Here is a 16541-nt window from a genome sequence, read left to right as displayed (position 1 = left end):
CGGTCTTCCTCCTGCGCTCGTTCGAATCCGCTGCTCCGCGTGGTCACGAGGAGATCCGCTCCTTCAGGTCCTTCAGCCAGCCGTCGACGACGGGGGCCGTCGTGTCGACGTGCTGTTCGACGATGGTGAAATGCGTGCCGGGGACGGTCGCGACGGTGTCCGCGCCCTTCCAGTCGGCCTGCCACGCGCCCTGTCCGACGCCCGCCTGTTCGCCGGCCTCGAAGAGGTCCCCGGCCCGGACGAAGAGGACGGGCGCCTCGATGTCGGCCTGGGTGAACTGCGGGAGCAGTTCGACGTACCGGCCCATCGCGGAGAGTTCGGCGCTGCTGAACGCGCCGAGCGTGGACCCCTTGTCCTCGACGGCGGAGGCCATCTGGTCGAAGATCGCGTCGTTGGCCGCGCCCATGTAGTACGTGTCCAGGAGGACGAGCCCGGCGGGGCGCACCCCGTGGACCCGCTCCAGCCGGGACACGGTGGCGTGGGCGAGGAGCCCGCCGGAGGAGAAGCCGAGCAGGACGAACGGTTCGCCGTCCGCCGTACGCAGAACGGCTTCGGCGAGGACGTCGACGGCCGCGTCGAACGACTCGGGCAGGGCCTCGCCCCGGGCGAATCCGGGGGTCGGGAGGCCGGAGACCGGGACGGACAGCCGGGCCGCGAGGCGGGCGTGCTGGTGGACTCCGCCGGCCACCGTCGGGGTGCTGAGGCAGATCAGCCGGGGCCCGGAGCCCTCCGCGTCCGGCTTGGTGCGCGCCCCGTAGGACACCGGCTCGGGCAGGGTTTCGAGGTCGGCCGCCGTGGCGAAGGAGGGCCGCAGCGCGGCCACCGAGCGGAGCATCGCCAGTCCGGGCTGGATGTCGCCCGCGGTGATCGCGGACAGGAACAGCCCGTAGAGGGTGTCGTCCAGCGGGGTCGCCGCCGCCGGTTCCGGGGCGGTGGCCGTCTCGGCCGGGGAGGAGGCCGAGGCCAGGCGGGCCGAGACCAGCCGGGCCAGGTCGAGCGGGTTGCGGCTGTCGAAGACGACCATGGCGGGCAGGGAGAGACCGGTGGCCGCGCCCAGCCGGTTGCGGAGTTCGACGGCGGTCAGCGAGTCGAACCCGGCTTCCAGGAAGCCCGCTTCGGCGTCGACCGCCCCGGCGTCCGCGTGTCCGAGGACCTCGGCCGCGTGGTGCAGGACCGCGTCGAGCACCGCCCGGTCGCGGGCCGCGTCGTCGAGTCCGCGCACCTTCTGGGCGAGCCCCCCGGCCTCCCGGGGCGCGGCCGCCGCTCCGGCCCGGCGGCGCCCGGCGGGTGCCAGGCCCCGCAGCAGCGCGGGCACCTCGTCGGTGCGGGCGCGCAGCGCGGCCAGGTCGACGCGGAGCGGGACGAGCGCGGCGGCGTCGGCGGCGACCGAGGCGTCGAAGAGCCACAGGCCCTCCTCCTCGGTCAGCGCGGGCGTTCCGGTGCGCCGCATCCGCTGGAGGTCGGCCTCGCCGAGCCACTGGCTGAGCCCGGTCTCGGTGGCCCAGAGGCCGAAGGCCATCGCCGTGGCGGCAAGGCCCCGGGAGCGGCGGTGGGCGGCGAGCGCGTCGAGGAAGACGTTGGCCGCCGCGTAGTTGCCCTGGCCGGCCGCCATGACCTGGCCGCCCGCCGAGGAGAACAGCGCGAAGACGGTCAGATCGAGGTGGGCGGTCAGCTGGTGCAGATGCCAGGCGGCGTCCGCCTTGGCCTTCAGCACGTGGTCCATCTGCCCAGGGGTGAGCGCCCCGACCAGTCCGTTGTGGGCGACGCCCGCCGCGTGGACGATCCCGCGCAGCGGGTGCGCGGGGTCGACGGTGCCGATGAGCGCGGCCAGGGCCGCCCGGTCGGAGACGTCGCAGGCGGCGATCTCCACCCGGGCGCCGAGCGCGGTCAGTTCGTCGCGGAGCCCGGAGGCGCCCGGGGCGTCCGGTCCGCGCCGCCCGGCGAGCAGCAGATGCCGCACGCCGTGTCCGGTCACCAGGTGCCGGGCGACGATCGCCCCGAGCCCTCCGGTGCCGCCGGTGATCAGGACGGTTCCCTCGGGGTCCCAGGGGGTGTCGCCGCCGGCCGCGGCGGACCGGGCGAGCCGGGGGGCGAGGACCTTCCCGCCGCGCACGGCCAGTTCGGGTTCGCCGGAGGCGAGCGCCGTGGCGAGCGTACGGGGCGACGGGGCGTGCTCCTCCAGGTCGAGCAGGACGAACCGGCCCGGGTTCTCCGCCTGCGCGGCCCGCACCAGACCCCAGACCGGGGCCTGGCGCACGTCGACCGGGTCGCCGTCCCCGACGGCGACGGCGGACCGGGTCACCAGCACCAGCCGGGACGGCGCGTACTCGGGTGCGGCCAGCCACCGCTGGACGGCGCCGAGCGCCGCCTCCACGGCGGTCCGGGTCCCGGCCGGCACCTCGTCCTCCGTACCGGCCCCGGACCCGTCCGCGAGGACCGGCAGCAGCACCGCGTCGGGCACACCGGCCCCGGACTCCCCGAGGGCGTCGAGCCCGGTGACGGCCGGCACCCCGGCCACGACCAGGCCGGGCCCGGCGACCGCCCAGTCGCCGCGCGGCCCGCTGCCGCCGCCGACGGGCTGCCATTCGACGGCGAGCAGCGCGTCGCGGAACCCGCCGCCGCCGAACTGTTCGGCGGCGACCGGACGCAGTTGGAGCGCCGCGACCGTGGCGACGGGTGCTCCCGCCGGGTCGGCGAGGTCGAGCCGGACGGCGTTGCGCTGCCCCTCGACGGGGGCGAGCCGGACCCGTACGGAGGTCGCGGACGTGGCGTGCAGGGTGACGCCGGTCCAGGAGAAGGGGAGCAGTGCCCGGCCCTCGTCCGCGTCCGCGCCGAGCCCGCCGAAGCCGAGCGCGTGCATGGAGGCGTCGAGCAGCGCGGGGTGGAGGCCGAAGCGGGCCGCGTCCTCGTGGGCCTGCTCGGGCAGGGCGATCTCGGCGTACAGCGCGTCGCCGTGCCGCCAGGCCGCGGTGAGGCCCTGGAAGACGGGGCCGTAGCCGAAGCCGCGTTCCTGGAGGCCGTCGTAGAGCCCGTCGGCGTCCAGTTCCTCCGCCCCGGCGGGCGGCCAGTCGGACAGCCCGTCGCCGGTCTCCTCCGCGGCGGGCGCGAGGAGGCCGTCGGCGTGCCGGGTCCACGGCTCGTCGGGGTGGTTCTCGGGCCGGGAGTACACCCGGACCGTGCGCCGGGCCTCGGCGTCGGGCTCCGAGACGACGACCTGGAGCAGCACACCGCCGCGCTCGGGCAGCACCAGCGGCGCGTACAGCGTCAGTTCCTCCACGAGGGCGCAGCCGACGTGGTCGGCGGCCCGCAGGGCGAGTTCGACGAATCCCGTGCCGGGCAGCAGCACGCTGCCGTGCACCGCGTGGTCGGCCACCCAGGGCTGGGTGTCCAGGGAGACCCGGGCGGTGAAGGTCACGGACTCCGAGTCGGGCGAGGCCACGACGGCCGCGAGCAGCGGGTGGTCGAGGGCGTCCTGCCCGACGGCGAAGGCGTCGGTGGCGGGCTTGGCCGCGTCCACCCAGTACCGGGTCCGCTGGAACGGGTACGTCGGCAGGTCGACCGTGCGGGCGCCCGTACCGGCGTAGAAGGCCGCCCAGTCGACCCGGGCCCCGTCCGCGTACAGCCGTCCCAGCGCCGTGACCAGCGCCTCGGCCTCCGGCCGGTTCCGGCGCACCGACGGCACGACGACCGCCTCGCCGTCCGTGCCGTCCCGGTCCAGGATCTGCTGGGCGAGGCCGGTCAGGATGCCGTCCGGGCCGATCTCCAGGAAGCGGGTCGCCCCCTGTTCCGCCAGCGCGGCGACGGCGTCGGTGAAGCGGACGGCCTCGCGGACCTGGCCGGTCCAGTACTCCGGGGACTGCCAGTCGGAGGCCGGTGCGCCCGTCACGGTCGAGACGGCCGGGATGCGCGGTTCGGCGTACGTCAGCGACGCGGCCACCGCGCGGAACGCGTCGAGCATCGGCTCCATGAGGGAGGAGTGGAAGGCGTGCGAGACGGAGAGGCGGTTCGTCTTGCGCCCGGCGGCGGCGAAGTGTTCGCCCACCGCCAGGGCCTCCGCCTCCACCCCCGAGACGACCACCGACTGCGGCCCGTTGACCGCCGCGATGGAGACACCGTCGGTGAGGAGCGGAAGCACTTCCTCCTCGGTGGCCTGGACGGCGACCATCGCGCCCCCGGCGGGCAGCGCCTGCATCAGCCGGCCCCGGGCCACGACCAGCCGGGCCGCGTCGGCCAGGGACAGCACCCCGGAGACATGCGCGGCGGCCAGCTCGCCGATGGAGTGTCCGGCGACCACGTCCGGGGTGACGCCCCACGACTCCACGAGCCGGTACAGCGCGACCTCGAAGGCGAACAGCGCGGGCTGGGTGAGCGCGGTCGCGTTCAGCGCGTCCGCGTCCTCGCCCCAGACCACGTCCAGGAGCGACGACCCGAGATGCGTGTCGATCTCCGCGCAGACCTGGTCGAAGGCGTCCGCGAACACCGGGAAGGAGGCGTGCAGTTCGCGGCCCATGCCGAGCCGTTGCGCACCCTGCCCGGTGAAGAGGAACGCCGACTTCCCGCTGCGGCGGGCCTGGCCGGCGGCCACGGCGGGGGCGTTGCGGCCCTGGGCCAGGGCGGTGAGGCCGCGCAGCAGTTCCTCGGTGCCGGAGCCGACGACGACGGCGCGGTGCGGGAACGCGGTGCGGGTGGAGACGAGCGAGAGCCCGAGGTCGGCGGCGTCGGGCGCGGGGCCGTCGGCGAGCCGGCCGATCAGCTGCCCGGCCCGGTCGGCGAGGGCCTGCGGGCTCTTGCCGGAGAGCACCCACGGCACGACGGGGAGCGCGGCGCCCTCACCCCGTGCGGTGGGGGCCTCGGGGGCTTCCTCGACGATCACATGGGCGTTCGTCCCGCTGATCCCGAAGGAGGAGACGCCCGCGCGGCGCGGGCGGTCCGTGGGCGCCCAGTCCCGGGCCTCGGTGAGCAGGGCGACGTGTCCGGCCTCCCAGTCCACCTGGTCGGAGGGGGCGTCCACGTGCAGGGTCCTCGGCAGAACGCCGTGGCGCATCGCCATGACCATCTTGATGACCCCGGCGACGCCCGAAGAGGCCTGCGTGTGGCCCATGTTGGACTTGATGGAGCCCAGCCACAGCGGCCGGTCCCCCGCGCGCCCCTGGCCGTACGTGGCGAGCAGCGCCTGCGCCTCGATGGGGTCGCCGAGCGTGGTGCCGGTGCCGTGGGCCTCGACGGCGTCGACCTCGGCGGCGGTGAGGCCCGCGTTGGCGAGGGCCTGGCGGATGACGCGCTGCTGGGACGGGCCGTTGGGGGCCGTCATCCCGTTGCTGGCGCCGTCCTGGTTGAGGGCGGAGCCGCGCAGGACGCCGACCACCGGGTGGCCGTTGCGGCGGGCGTCGGAGAGCCGTTCCAGGAGCAGCACACCGGCGCCCTCGCCCCAGGCGACCCCGTCGGCGGAGGCGGCGAAGGACTTGGACCGGCCGTCGGGGGCGAGCCCGCGCTGTCGGCTGAACTCGATGAACATGCCCGGGGTGCCCATGACGGCGACGCCCCCGGCCAGGGCCAGCGCGCACTCACCGGACCGGAGCGCCTGGGCGGCCATGTGCAGGGCGACGAGCGAGGACGAGCACGCGGTGTCGACGGTGACGGCCGGGCCCTCCAGGCCCAGGGTGTAGGCGGTGCGGCCGGAGACGAGGCTGCCGCCGCTGCTGGCCGCGGCCTCCACGCCGAGCGCGTAGTCGTGGTACATCACCCCGGCGAACACCCCGGTCGACGAGCCCTTGAGGGTCGTCGGGTCGATCCCGGCGCGCTCGATGGCCTCCCAGGAGACTTCGAGGAGCAGCCGCTGCTGCGGGTCCATCATCAGCGCCTCGTTGGGGCTGATCCCGAAGAACACCGGGTCGAAGTCGGCGGCGTCGTAGAGGAATCCGCCCTCGCGGGCATAGGTGCGTCCGGGCGTGCCGGGCTCGGGGTCGTACACCTCGGCGTCCCAGCCCCGGTCGTCCGGGAAGCCGCCGATGGCGTCGGTGCCCTCGGCGACGAGCGTCCACAGCTCCTCGGGGGTGGTGACTCCGCCCGGGTAGCGGCAGCCCATGCCGACGATGACCACGGGGTCGTCGCCGGCGTCGGCGCCGCCGCCCGTGGGCAGGGCGCGGGCGGGGGCGGGCAGCGCGTGGTCCGGGCCGGCCACCTCGGTGCCGATGTACGCGGCGACGGCGTCGGCGGTCGGATAGTCGAAGATCAGCGTGGCGGGCAGCCGGAGGCCGGTCGCCGAGCCGAGCCGGTTGCGCAGCTCGACGGCGGCGAGCGAGTCGAAGCCCAGCTCGCTGAAGGCCCGTTCCGGTTCGATCGCGTCGGCGGAGGCGTGGCCGAGGACCCCGGCGACGTGCGTCCGGACGAGGTCGAGGAGCGCGTCGGCACGGGCAGGCGCGTCGAGCCCCGCCAGCCGGGCCACCAGCCCGTCGCCGCCGTCCGTGGACCGCGCCGTCCTGCGTACGGGGACGCGGACCAGGCCCCGGAGGAGGGCGGGGAGTTCGGCGGCGCGGTTGCGCAGGACGCCGGTGTCGACGCGCAGCGGCACGGTGGCCGGGAGGCCGGAGGCGAGCGCCGCGTCGAAGAGGGCCAGGCCCTCCGCCTCGGAGAGCGCGGGCAGCCCCTGGGCCGCCATCCGCTCCTCGGCCAGACCGAGCATGTCGACGCTGGTCATGCCGGTGTCGACGCCCCAGAGCCCGAAGGCCATCGCCGTGGCCGGGCGGCCTTCGGCCCGGCGCTGGGCGGCCAGGGCGTCCAGGAAGACGTTGGCGGCGGCGTAGTTGCCCTGCCCGGCGGCCAGGACGAGCCCGCCCGCCGACGAGAACATCACGAACGCCGACAGCTCCAGGTCCCGGGTCAGCTCGTGCAGATGCCAGGCCGCGTCCACCTTCGGCCGCAGCACCGCGTCGACCCGCTCGGGCGTCAGCGCGCCGACGACCCCGTTGTCCACGACCCCGGCGACGTGCACGACCCCGGTCAGCGGGCGGTCCGGGCCGACCGAGGCGAGGAGCGCGGCAAGGGCGTCCCGGTCGGCGGCGTCGCAGGCGGCGACCTCGACCGTGGCGCCGTGCGCGGTGAGTTCCGCGACGAGTTCGGTGACCCCGGGGGTGTCCGCGCCCCGGCGTCCGGCCAGCAGCAGACCGCGTACGCCGTGCTCGGTGACCAGGTGCCGGGCGACGCGCCCGCCGAGACCGCTGGTGCCGCCGGTGACGAGGACGGTCCCTTCGGCGTCCCACACCGGGGCGGGGTCCTCGTCGGGCGCCGCCGCCAGGGCGAGCCTCGGGACGCGGACCTCGCCGTCGCGCACGGCCAGCTCCGGTTCGCCCAGGGCCACCAGCCGCTCCCAGGGCACGGAACCGTCGGTGTCGATCAGGACGAACCTGCCCGGGTTCTCGGCCTGCGCGGCACGCACCAGGCCCCAGACCGGGGCATGGCGCACATCGACGGGATCGCCGTCGGCGACGGCCACGGCGTCCCGGGTGACGACGGCCAGCACCGCGCCGTCCGGACGGTCCGCGGACAGCCACTCCTGTACGGCGCCGAGGGCCTGGCCCACCAGGTCGTGGACGGCGCCCGGGACGTCCTCGACGTCCAGATCGCGAGTCCCGCAGTCGAAGACGGCGGAGAGGGCCGCCTCGGGCGGGGTCTGGGCGACGGGGGCCGGCAGCGGGTTCCACCCGATGCGGAACAGGGAGTCGCTGCCGTGCGTGGCGAGCTGTTCACCGGAGACGGGCCGCCCGACCACCGCGCCGACCGTGGCCACGGGGGCCCCGGTGACGTCCGCGACCTGGAGGGAGAGGCTTTCCGGGGTGGGCTGGGTGATGCGGACGCGGACGGCGGAGGCACCCGTGGCGTGCAGGGTCACCTCGCGCCAGACGAACGGGAGGACGGTCTCGTCGCCGCCCGTCCCGTTGACGAGCGCCGCGTGCATGGCCGCGTCCAGCAGCGCCGGGTGCAGCCCGAACGCCTCGGCCTCCGCATGCGCCTGCTCGGGCAGCGCGACCTCCGCGTACAGCACGTCGTCCGCACGCCAGGCGGCCTTCAGGCCCTGGAAGACCGGCCCGTAGCCGAAGCCGCGTTCGCGCAGCCCCGCGTAGGCACCGTCCAGGGGAAGTTCCTCGGCCCCGGCGGGCGGCCAGGCCGAGAGGTCGAACGCGTCGGGGTCCGCCCCCGGGGCGAGCACCCCGTCGGCGTGCAGGGTCCACGCCAGGTCCGGCCGGTCCTCGGCGCGTGAATACACGCTCACCGAACGGCGGGCGCTCGCGTCGGCCGCGCCCACGACCATCTGCACGATCACGGCCCCGCGCCCGGGGAGGATCAGCGGCGCCTGGAGGGCCAGCTCCTCCAGCACCCCGCAACCGACCTGGTCCCCGGCCCGTACGGCCAGCTCCACGAAGCCGGTGCCCGGAAGCAGCACGCTGCCGAGGACATCGTGGTCGGCGATCCAGCCGTGCGTCGCGGCCGACAGCCGGCCGGTGAACGTCACCATGTCCGTGTCCGGCGACGGCACGACCGCACCGAGCAGCGGATGCCCGGCATCGGTCAGCCCGGCCGTCGCCATGCTGCTTCCGCCGCCCCCGATCCAGGAGTTGGCGAGGTACTCGTCCATGCCGATCCAGTACCGCGTGCACTGGAACGCGTACGTCGGCAACTCCACCCGCCGCGCCCCCGCGCGGGCGTAGAACGCCTCCCAGCCGACCCGCACCCCGTCCGCGTACAACCGGCCCACACCCGCGACCAGCGACTCCGGCTCCTCACGGCCCCGGCGCACCAACGGCACGAACGCACTGCTCACGTCCTCGACCGAACCCGCCCCGAGCGCGGTCAGCACCGAGTCCGGCCCGATCTCCACGAACGTACGGGCGCCAAAGCGCTCGGCGGCGCGTACGGCGTCCGCGAAACGGACGGCTTCGCGTACCTGGCCGACCCAGTACTCGGGGGACTGCCAGTCGGACGTCAGCTCACCCGTCACGGTCGACACCGCCGGGATACGCGGCTCGGTGTACGTCAACGAGGCAGCCACCGCGCGGAACTCGTCGAGCATCGGCTCCATGAGAGACGAGTGGAACGCGTGCGAGACGGCGAGGCGGCTGGTCTTACGGCCTGCGGCGGCGAAGTGCTCGCCCACCGCCACGGCCTCCGCCTCCACGCCGGAAACGACCACGGACTGCGGGCCGTTGACCGCCGCGATGGAGACACCGCCGGTGAGGACAGGCAGGACTTCGTCCTCGGTCGCCTGCACGGCGACCATCGCACCCCCGGCAGGGAGCGCCTGCATCAGACGCCCGCGCGCGACCACGAGCCGCGCCGCGTCAGGGAGGGACAGCACCCCGGAAACATGCGCGGCAGCCAGCTCACCGATCGAGTGGCCCACCACCACGTCCGGAGTGATCCCCCACGACTCCACGAGCCGGAACAACGCCACCTCGAACGCGAACAACGCGGGCTGGGCGATCCCCGTCGCGTTCAGCGCATCCGCGTCGTCGCCCCAGCCCACGTCCCGCAACGACGACCCGAGATGCGTGTCGACCTCCGCGCAGACCTGGTCGAAGGCCTTCGCGAACACCGGGAAGGACGCGTGCAGTTCGCGGCCCATCCCCAGCCGCTGCGCGCCCTGCCCCGTGAACAGGAATGCCGACTTCCCGAGGGTGCGCGTGGTGCCCCGGATCAGGCCGGGGTGGTCCTCGCCTGCGGCGAGGGCGGTGAGGGCGGCGGTGCGGTCGGGGCCGAGGACCACCGCGCGGTGCTCGAAGGAGGGCCTGGTGGTGGCGAGGGAGTGGCCGATGTCCTCGGGGCGCGTGTCGGCGGCGCCGGCCAGGGGAAGGAGGGCTTCGGCCTGGCCCGCCAGGGCCTGGGGGCTCTTGGCGGAGAGGATCCAGGGGGCGGCGGGGAGTTCCGTACGGCTCTCCGTGTCGGGCACGGGCGGTGCCGGGGGCTCTTCGACGATGACGTGGGCGTTGGTGCCGCTGATCCCGAAGGACGAGATGCCGGCGCGGCGCGGGCGGTCCGTGGGTGCCCATTCCCGGGCCTCGGTGAGGAGGGAGACGTCACCGGCCGACCAGTCGATCTGGTCCGAACGCTCCTCCGCGTGCAGGGTCGGAGGGAGAACGCCGTGGCGCATCGCCATGACCATCTTGATGATGCCCGCGACACCGGCCGCCGCCTGCGTGTGCCCCATGTTCGACTTGATCGAGCCCAGCCACAGCGGACGGTCCTCCTCGCGCCCCTGGCCGTACGTGGCCAGCAGCGCCTGCGCCTCGATCGGGTCGCCCAGGACCGTGCCCGTGCCGTGGGCCTCGACGGCGTCGACCTCGGCGGCGGTGAGGCCCGCGTTGGCGAGGGCCTGGCGGATGACGCGCTGCTGGGACGGGCCGTTGGGGGCCGTCAGGCCGTTGCTCGCGCCGTCCTGGTTGAGGGCGGAGCCCTTGACCACGGCGAGGACGGGGTGGCCGTTGCGGCGGGCGTCGGACAGCCGCTCCAGGAGGAGCATGCCCGCGCCCTCGCCCCAGCCGGTGCCGTTGGCCCCGGCGCCGAAGGACTTGCAGCGGCCGTCGGGGGCGAGGCCGCGCTGACGGCTGAACTCCACGAACACCTCGGGGGTGGCCATGACGGCGACGCCGCCCGCCAGGGCCAGCGAGCATTCGCCGGAGCGCAGGGCCTGGGCGGCCAGGTGCAGGGAGACCAGCGAGGACGAGCAGGCGGTGTCGACGGTGACGGCCGGGCCCTCCAGGCCGAACACGTACGAGACGCGGCCGGAGGCGATGGCGCCCGTGCTGTTGTTGGCCGCGTAGTCGTGGTACATCATCCCGGCCCAGCAGCCGGTCATGCTGCCGCGCAGCGTCTCCGGGTCGATCCCGGCCCGCTCGAACGCCTCCCACGCCGTCTCCAGCAGCAGGAACTGCTGCGGGTCCATGACGGCGGCCTCGTTGGGGCTGATCCCGAAGAACGCCGGGTCGAACTCGCCCGCCTCGTGCAGGAATCCGCCCTGGTTGGCGTAGGTGGTGTGCGGGCGTTCCGCGCTCGGGTCGTACACCCGGTCCAGGTCCCAGCCGCGGTTGCCGGGGAAGTCCGAGACCGCGTCGACGCCGTCCGCGACGAGCCGCCACAGCTGCTCGGGGCTGCGGACGCCGCCGGGGTAGCGGCAGGCCATGGAGACGATCACGACCGGGTCGTCGTCGGTGCCGGGGGCGGTGGTGGCGCGGCCGGTGGGGGCCGGCCGGACGAGGGAGCCGTCGAGTTCGGCGAGCAGGTGCCGGGCCAGGGCGCGCGGGCTCGGGTAGTCGAACGCCAGGGTCGCGGGCAGCCGGACCTCGGCGGCGGCGCTGACGGCGTTGCGGAACTCGACGGCCGTCAGCGAGTCGAAGCCCAGTTCGCTGAAGGCGCGCGTCTCGTCGACGGCCTCCGGGCCCGGGTAGCCGAGGGCCGCCGCGACCTGGGTGCGCACCAGGTCGAGCAGGGCGGCCTCGCGGTCCTCGGGGGCGAGGGCGGCCAGCCGGCCGCGCAGCGCGCCCGCCGCCTCGGGCGCGGTGGCGGTGGCCCGCCGGGGCCGTATCCGCACCAGCTTCCGGAAGAGCGGCGGCAGCGCCTCGCCCGCCTCGGCGAGGGTGCGCACGTCGAGCCGTATCGGCAGGACGACGGGGGTGTCCACGGTCAGCGCCCGGTCGAACAGCTCCACCCCGTAGGCGGAGGTCAGGGCGCCGATGCCGGTACGGCTCATGCGCTGGAGGTCGGCGTCGGTGAGGGTGCCGGACATGCCGCTCGCCCACAGGCCCCAGGCCAGGGAGCGGGCGGGCAGGCCGTGGGCGGTGCGGTGGGTGGCGAGGGCGTCCAGGACGGCGTTCGCGGCCCCGTAGTTGGCCTGGCCGGGGACGCCGAGGACCCCGGTGGCGGAGGAGAACAGGACGAACGCCGACAGCGCCCGGTCCCGGGTCAGGTCGTGGAGGTGGAGCGCGGCGTCGGCCTTGGCCCGCAGGACCGTGTCCAGGCTCTCCGGGGTGAGCGAGGCGATCAGGGTGTCGTCGAGGACCCCGGCGAGGTGGACGACGCCGGTGAGGGGCACGCCGTCGAGGACGGCGGCGAGCGCGTCGCGGTCCGCGGCGTCGCAGGCGGCGAAGGTCACCTCGGCGCCGAGCGCCCGCAGTTCGGCGCCCAGTTCCCGGGCGCCGGGGGCGTCCTCGCCGCGCCGGGAGAGCAGCAGCAGCGCGCGTACGCCGTGCGCGCCCACGAGCTGCCGGGCCACCAGCGTGCCGAGTGCGCCGGTCGCCCCGGTCACCAGGACCGTTCCGTCGCCGAAGTCGGGCGCGGTCCGGGTCTCCGGGTCGTCGGTGAGACGGACGAGGCGGGCGCCGTACACGTCCGTGCCCCGGACCAGGGTCTGGGACTCCCCGGTGGCGAGGGCGGCGGCGGCCTGCGCGTCGTCGGCCGGGTCGTCCAGGTCGGCGAGGAGGAACCGTCCGGGGTGCTCGGCCTGCGCGGAGCGCACCAGGCCCCAGACGGCGGCGCCGGCCAGGTCGGTGACGTCCTCGCGGGGTTCGCCGGTCCGGGCGACCGCGCCGCTCGTGGCGACGAGCAGCCGGGAGCCCGCGTACCGCTCGTCCGCCAGCCAGTGCTGGAGCGCGGCCAGCACCTCGGTGGTGGCCGCGCGCACGGCCGCCGGGCCGGTGCCGGTGGTCGCGGGGCGCAGGACGACGTCCGCGGGCGCGGGCCCGTCGGCGCTCAGGGCGGACCAGTCGACGGGTGCGGACTGCGGTGCGGCGGCCGGGAGTTCGGTCCAGTCCAGGCCGAACAGTGATGCGTGGGCGACGGTGCGGGCGGCGGCCAGCTGTTCGGCGGAGACCTCGCGCAGGACGAGCGCGTCGACGGAGAGGACGGGCCGGCCCGTCTCGTCGGCGACGGACAGGGCGACGGCCCCGGCCCCGTCGGGGACGATCCGGACCCGCAGCCGGGCGGCCCCGGAGGCGTGCAGCCGGACGCCCGTCCAGACGAACGGCAGCACCGGCCCGGTGGCCTCCGCGAACAGGTCCGTGAAGACGGAGCCGTGCAGGGAGGCGTCCAGCAGCGCCGGGTGCAGCCCGAACGCGGCGGCCTGGGCGCGGGCCCGCTCGGGCAGCGCGACCTCGGCGCAGATCGCCGTCCCGGACCGCCAGGCGGCCGTCAGTCCCCGGAAGGCGGGCCCGTAGGCGAGACCGGCCTCGGCCAGGCCCGCGTACACCCCGTCCGTGTCCAGGGGCGTCGCCCCGGCGGGCGGCCAGGCGGCCAGGTCGAAGGCGGCGGTGTCCGCCGTGGTGGCGGCGAGGACACCGGCCGCGTGGAGCGTCCACGGCTGGTCGGGCTGGTCGTCGCGGCGGGAGTGGACGCTGACCGGGCGCCGCCCGGAGGCGTCCGCCGCGCCGACCTCGACCTGGAGCGCGACCGCGCCCCGGGCGGGCAGCACCAGCGGGGCCTGGAGCATCAGTTCGTCGAGCGTCTCGCAGCCGACCTGGTCCCCGGCCCGTACGGCCAGTTCCACGAAGCCGGTGCCGGGGAAGACGACGGAGTCCCCGACGACGTGGTCCGCCAGCCACGGCTGCGCCGGGAGGGAGACCCTGCCGGTGAGCACGACACCGCCGGAGTCCGCGAGGGAGACGACGGCGCCGAGCAGCGGATGCCCGGCGGCGGCGAGACCGGCGGCGGCGACGTCCCCGGGGGCGCCGGTGCCCTCGACCCAGTAGCGGCCGCGCTGGAAGGCGTACGTGGGCAGCGCGACGCGGCGCACCCCGGTCCCGGCGTAGAACGCCTCCCAGTCGACGCGGGTGCCGGTGGTGTACAGCCGGCCGAGCCCCGTGACCAGGGCCGCCGGTTCGGGCAGGTCCTTGCGGAGCAGCGGGACCAGTCCGGTGGACGCGTCGGTGACGGAGGCGGCGCCGAGGGCGGTGAGGACGGCGTCGGGGCCGATCTCCACGAAGGTGCGGACCCCGCTCGCCTCGGCGGCCCGTACGGCGTCCGCGAACCGCACGGCTTCGCGGACCTGGCCCACCCAGTACTCCGGCGAGCGCCAGTCCGACGCCGGCTCGCCGGTCACGGTCGAGACCGCCGGGATGCCCGGCTCGGCGTACGTCAACTCCTGTGCGACGGCCCGGAACGCGTCGAGCATCGGCTCCATCAGCGAGGAGTGGAAGGCGTGCGACACCGACAGCCGGGTCGTCTTGCGGCCCAGCGCGGCGAAGTGCTCGCCGATGACGAGGGCCTCGATCTCGACGCCGGAGACGACGACCGCCCGCGGGCCGTTGACGGCGGCGATCGACACCCCGTCGGTCAGCAGCGGCCGGACCTCGTCCTCGCCCGCCTGCACGGCGACCATCGCGCCCCCGGCGGGCAGCGCCTGCATCAGCCGGCCCCGGGCCACGACCAGCCGGGCCGCGTCGGCCAGGGACAGCACCCCGGAGACATGCGCGGCGGCCAGCTCACCGATCGAGTGTCCGACGACGACGTCCGGAGTGATCCCCCACGACTCCACGAGCCGGAACAGCGCCACCTCGAAGGCGAACAACGCGGGCTGGGCGAGCGCGGTCGCGTTCAGCGCGTCCGCGTCCTCGCCCCACATCACGTCCCGCAGCGACGACCCGAGGTGGACGTCGACCTCCGCGCAGACCTGGTCGAAGGCCTCCGCGAACACCGGGAAGGACGCGTGCAGTTCGCGGCCCATGCCCAGCCGCTGCGCCCCCTGCCCCGTGAACAGGAACGCGGTCGTGCCCTTCGTGGCGGTGCCCCGGAAGAGCGCCGGGTGGGTCCCGCCCTCGGCCAGGGCCGCGAGGCCCTCCCGGGCCGTGTCGCGGCTGCCGGCCAGGACGACCGCCCGGTGGTCGAGAGCGGCACGGGTGGTGGCCAGGGAGTACGTGACGTCGCCGGGGTTCTGCCCGGCCGCGTCCCCGAGGTGGGCGTGCAGGCGGCCCGCCTGGGCGGCCAGGGCCTGCGGGTCGCGGGCGGAGACCGGCCAGGGCAGCACGGCGGGAAGGGCGGCCGGAGCGGCGGCGGGGACCTCCGAGGGCTCCGAGGTGTCCGAGGCCTCCGGGGACTCCGGGGTCTCGTCGGTCCCGGCGGCCGGGTCCGGGGCCTCCTCCAGGATGACGTGGGCGTTCGTCCCGCTCACCCCGAACGCGGAGACACCGGCCCGCCTCGGCCGGTCCTCGGCGCGCTCCCACTCCCGGGTCTCGGTCAGCAGCCGGACCCGGCCCGCCGACCAGTCGACATGGCTCGACGGCTCGTCCACGTGCAGGGTCTTGGGCAGCACGCCGTGGCGCAGCGCCTCGACCATCTTGATGACGGAACCGACACCGGCGGCGGCCTGGGCGTGGCCCATGTTGGACTTGATGGAGCCCAGCCACAGCGGCCGGTCCTCCTCGCGCCCCTGGCCGTAGGTGGCCAGCAGCGCCTGGGCCTCGATGGGGTCGCCGAGCGTGGTGCCGGTGCCGTGGCCCTCGACGACGTCGACATGGGTGGCGGAGAGCCCGGCGTTGGCGAGGGCCTGGCGGATGACGCGCTGCTGGGCGCGGCCGTTGGGGGCGGTCAGTCCGTTGCTGGCCCCGTCCTGGTTGACGGCGGAGCCCCTGACGACGGCGAGGACGGGGTGGCCGTTGCGGCGGGCGTCGGAGAGCCGTTCGAGGACGAGCATGCCGGCGCCCTCGGACCAGCCGGTGCCGTCCGCGGCCTCGGCGAAGGCCTTGCAGCGGCCGTCGGGGGCCAGTCCGCGCTGCCGGCTGAAGGCGATGAACGGGGACGGGGTCGACATCACCATGACGCCGCCGGCCAGGGCCAGCGAGCATTCGCGCTGCCGCAGCGCCTGGGCGGCGAGGTGCAGGGAGACGAGCGAGGACGAGCAGGCGGTGTCGACGGTGACGGCGGGGCCCTCCAGGCCCAGGGTGTAGGAGATCCGGCCGGAGATGACGGCGGCGGCGTTGCCCGTCGTCATATAGGCCTCGGCGACCTCGCCCGCCGCGCCGACGATGTACTCGTAGTCCTGGATGCCGGAGCCCGCGAACACGCCGACGGGCTTGCCGCGCAGCGACGCCGGGTCGATCCCGGCCCGCTCGATGGCCTCCCAGGACACTTCGAGCAGCAGCCGCTGCTGCGGGTCCATGGTCAGGGCCTCGTTGGGGCTGATCCCGAAGAATCCGGCGTCGAAGTCCGCGACGTCCCGGACGAAGCCGCCCTCGTCGACGTAGCTGCCGCCCGAGGCGGTGCCGTCGTCCTCGCCGCGCAGCGCGTCCAGGTCCCAGCCCCGGTCGGTGGGGAAGGTGGAGACGGCGTCCCGGCCCTCGGCGACGAGCCGCCACAGTTCCTCGGGGGTGGTGACGCCCCCGGGGTAGCGGCAGCTCATCGCCACGACGGCGATGGGCTCGTGGTTCTGGCCCTCGGCCTCCTGGAGCCTGCGCCGCGTCTGGTGCAGATCCGCCGTGACCCGCTTGAGGTAGTCGAGAAGCCGTGCGTCGTCATTGGACATGTTGGGTCCCACCGAGTCCTTGTTCATGCCGGTTCATGCC

Annotated in this window: 1 protein-coding gene; it reads right to left on the bottom strand. The window is 75.6% G+C overall.

Features of this window, described 5'->3' with window-relative positions; all coding sequences use genetic code 11:
- Positions 1-43: 43 nt before the first annotated feature.
- Positions 44-16501 carry an SDR family NAD(P)-dependent oxidoreductase gene (locus ACZ4FH_RS01900; protein WP_467301604.1) on the bottom strand — a complete coding sequence of 5486 codons (16458 nt, stop codon included), beginning with the start codon at positions 16499-16501 and terminating at the stop codon, positions 44-46.
- Positions 16502-16541: the final 40 nt, after the last annotated feature.

This window comes from Streptomyces sp. NPDC024555, assembly GCF_055559335.1.
This window is presented reverse-complemented; position numbering and strand designations above follow the sequence as displayed.

Excerpts from the sequence above, each read along its gene's own strand:
- ACZ4FH_RS01900 (WP_467301604.1), bottom strand. The coding sequence starts at position 16,501 with ATGTCCAATGACGACGCACGGCTTCTCGACTACCTCAAGCGGGTCACG.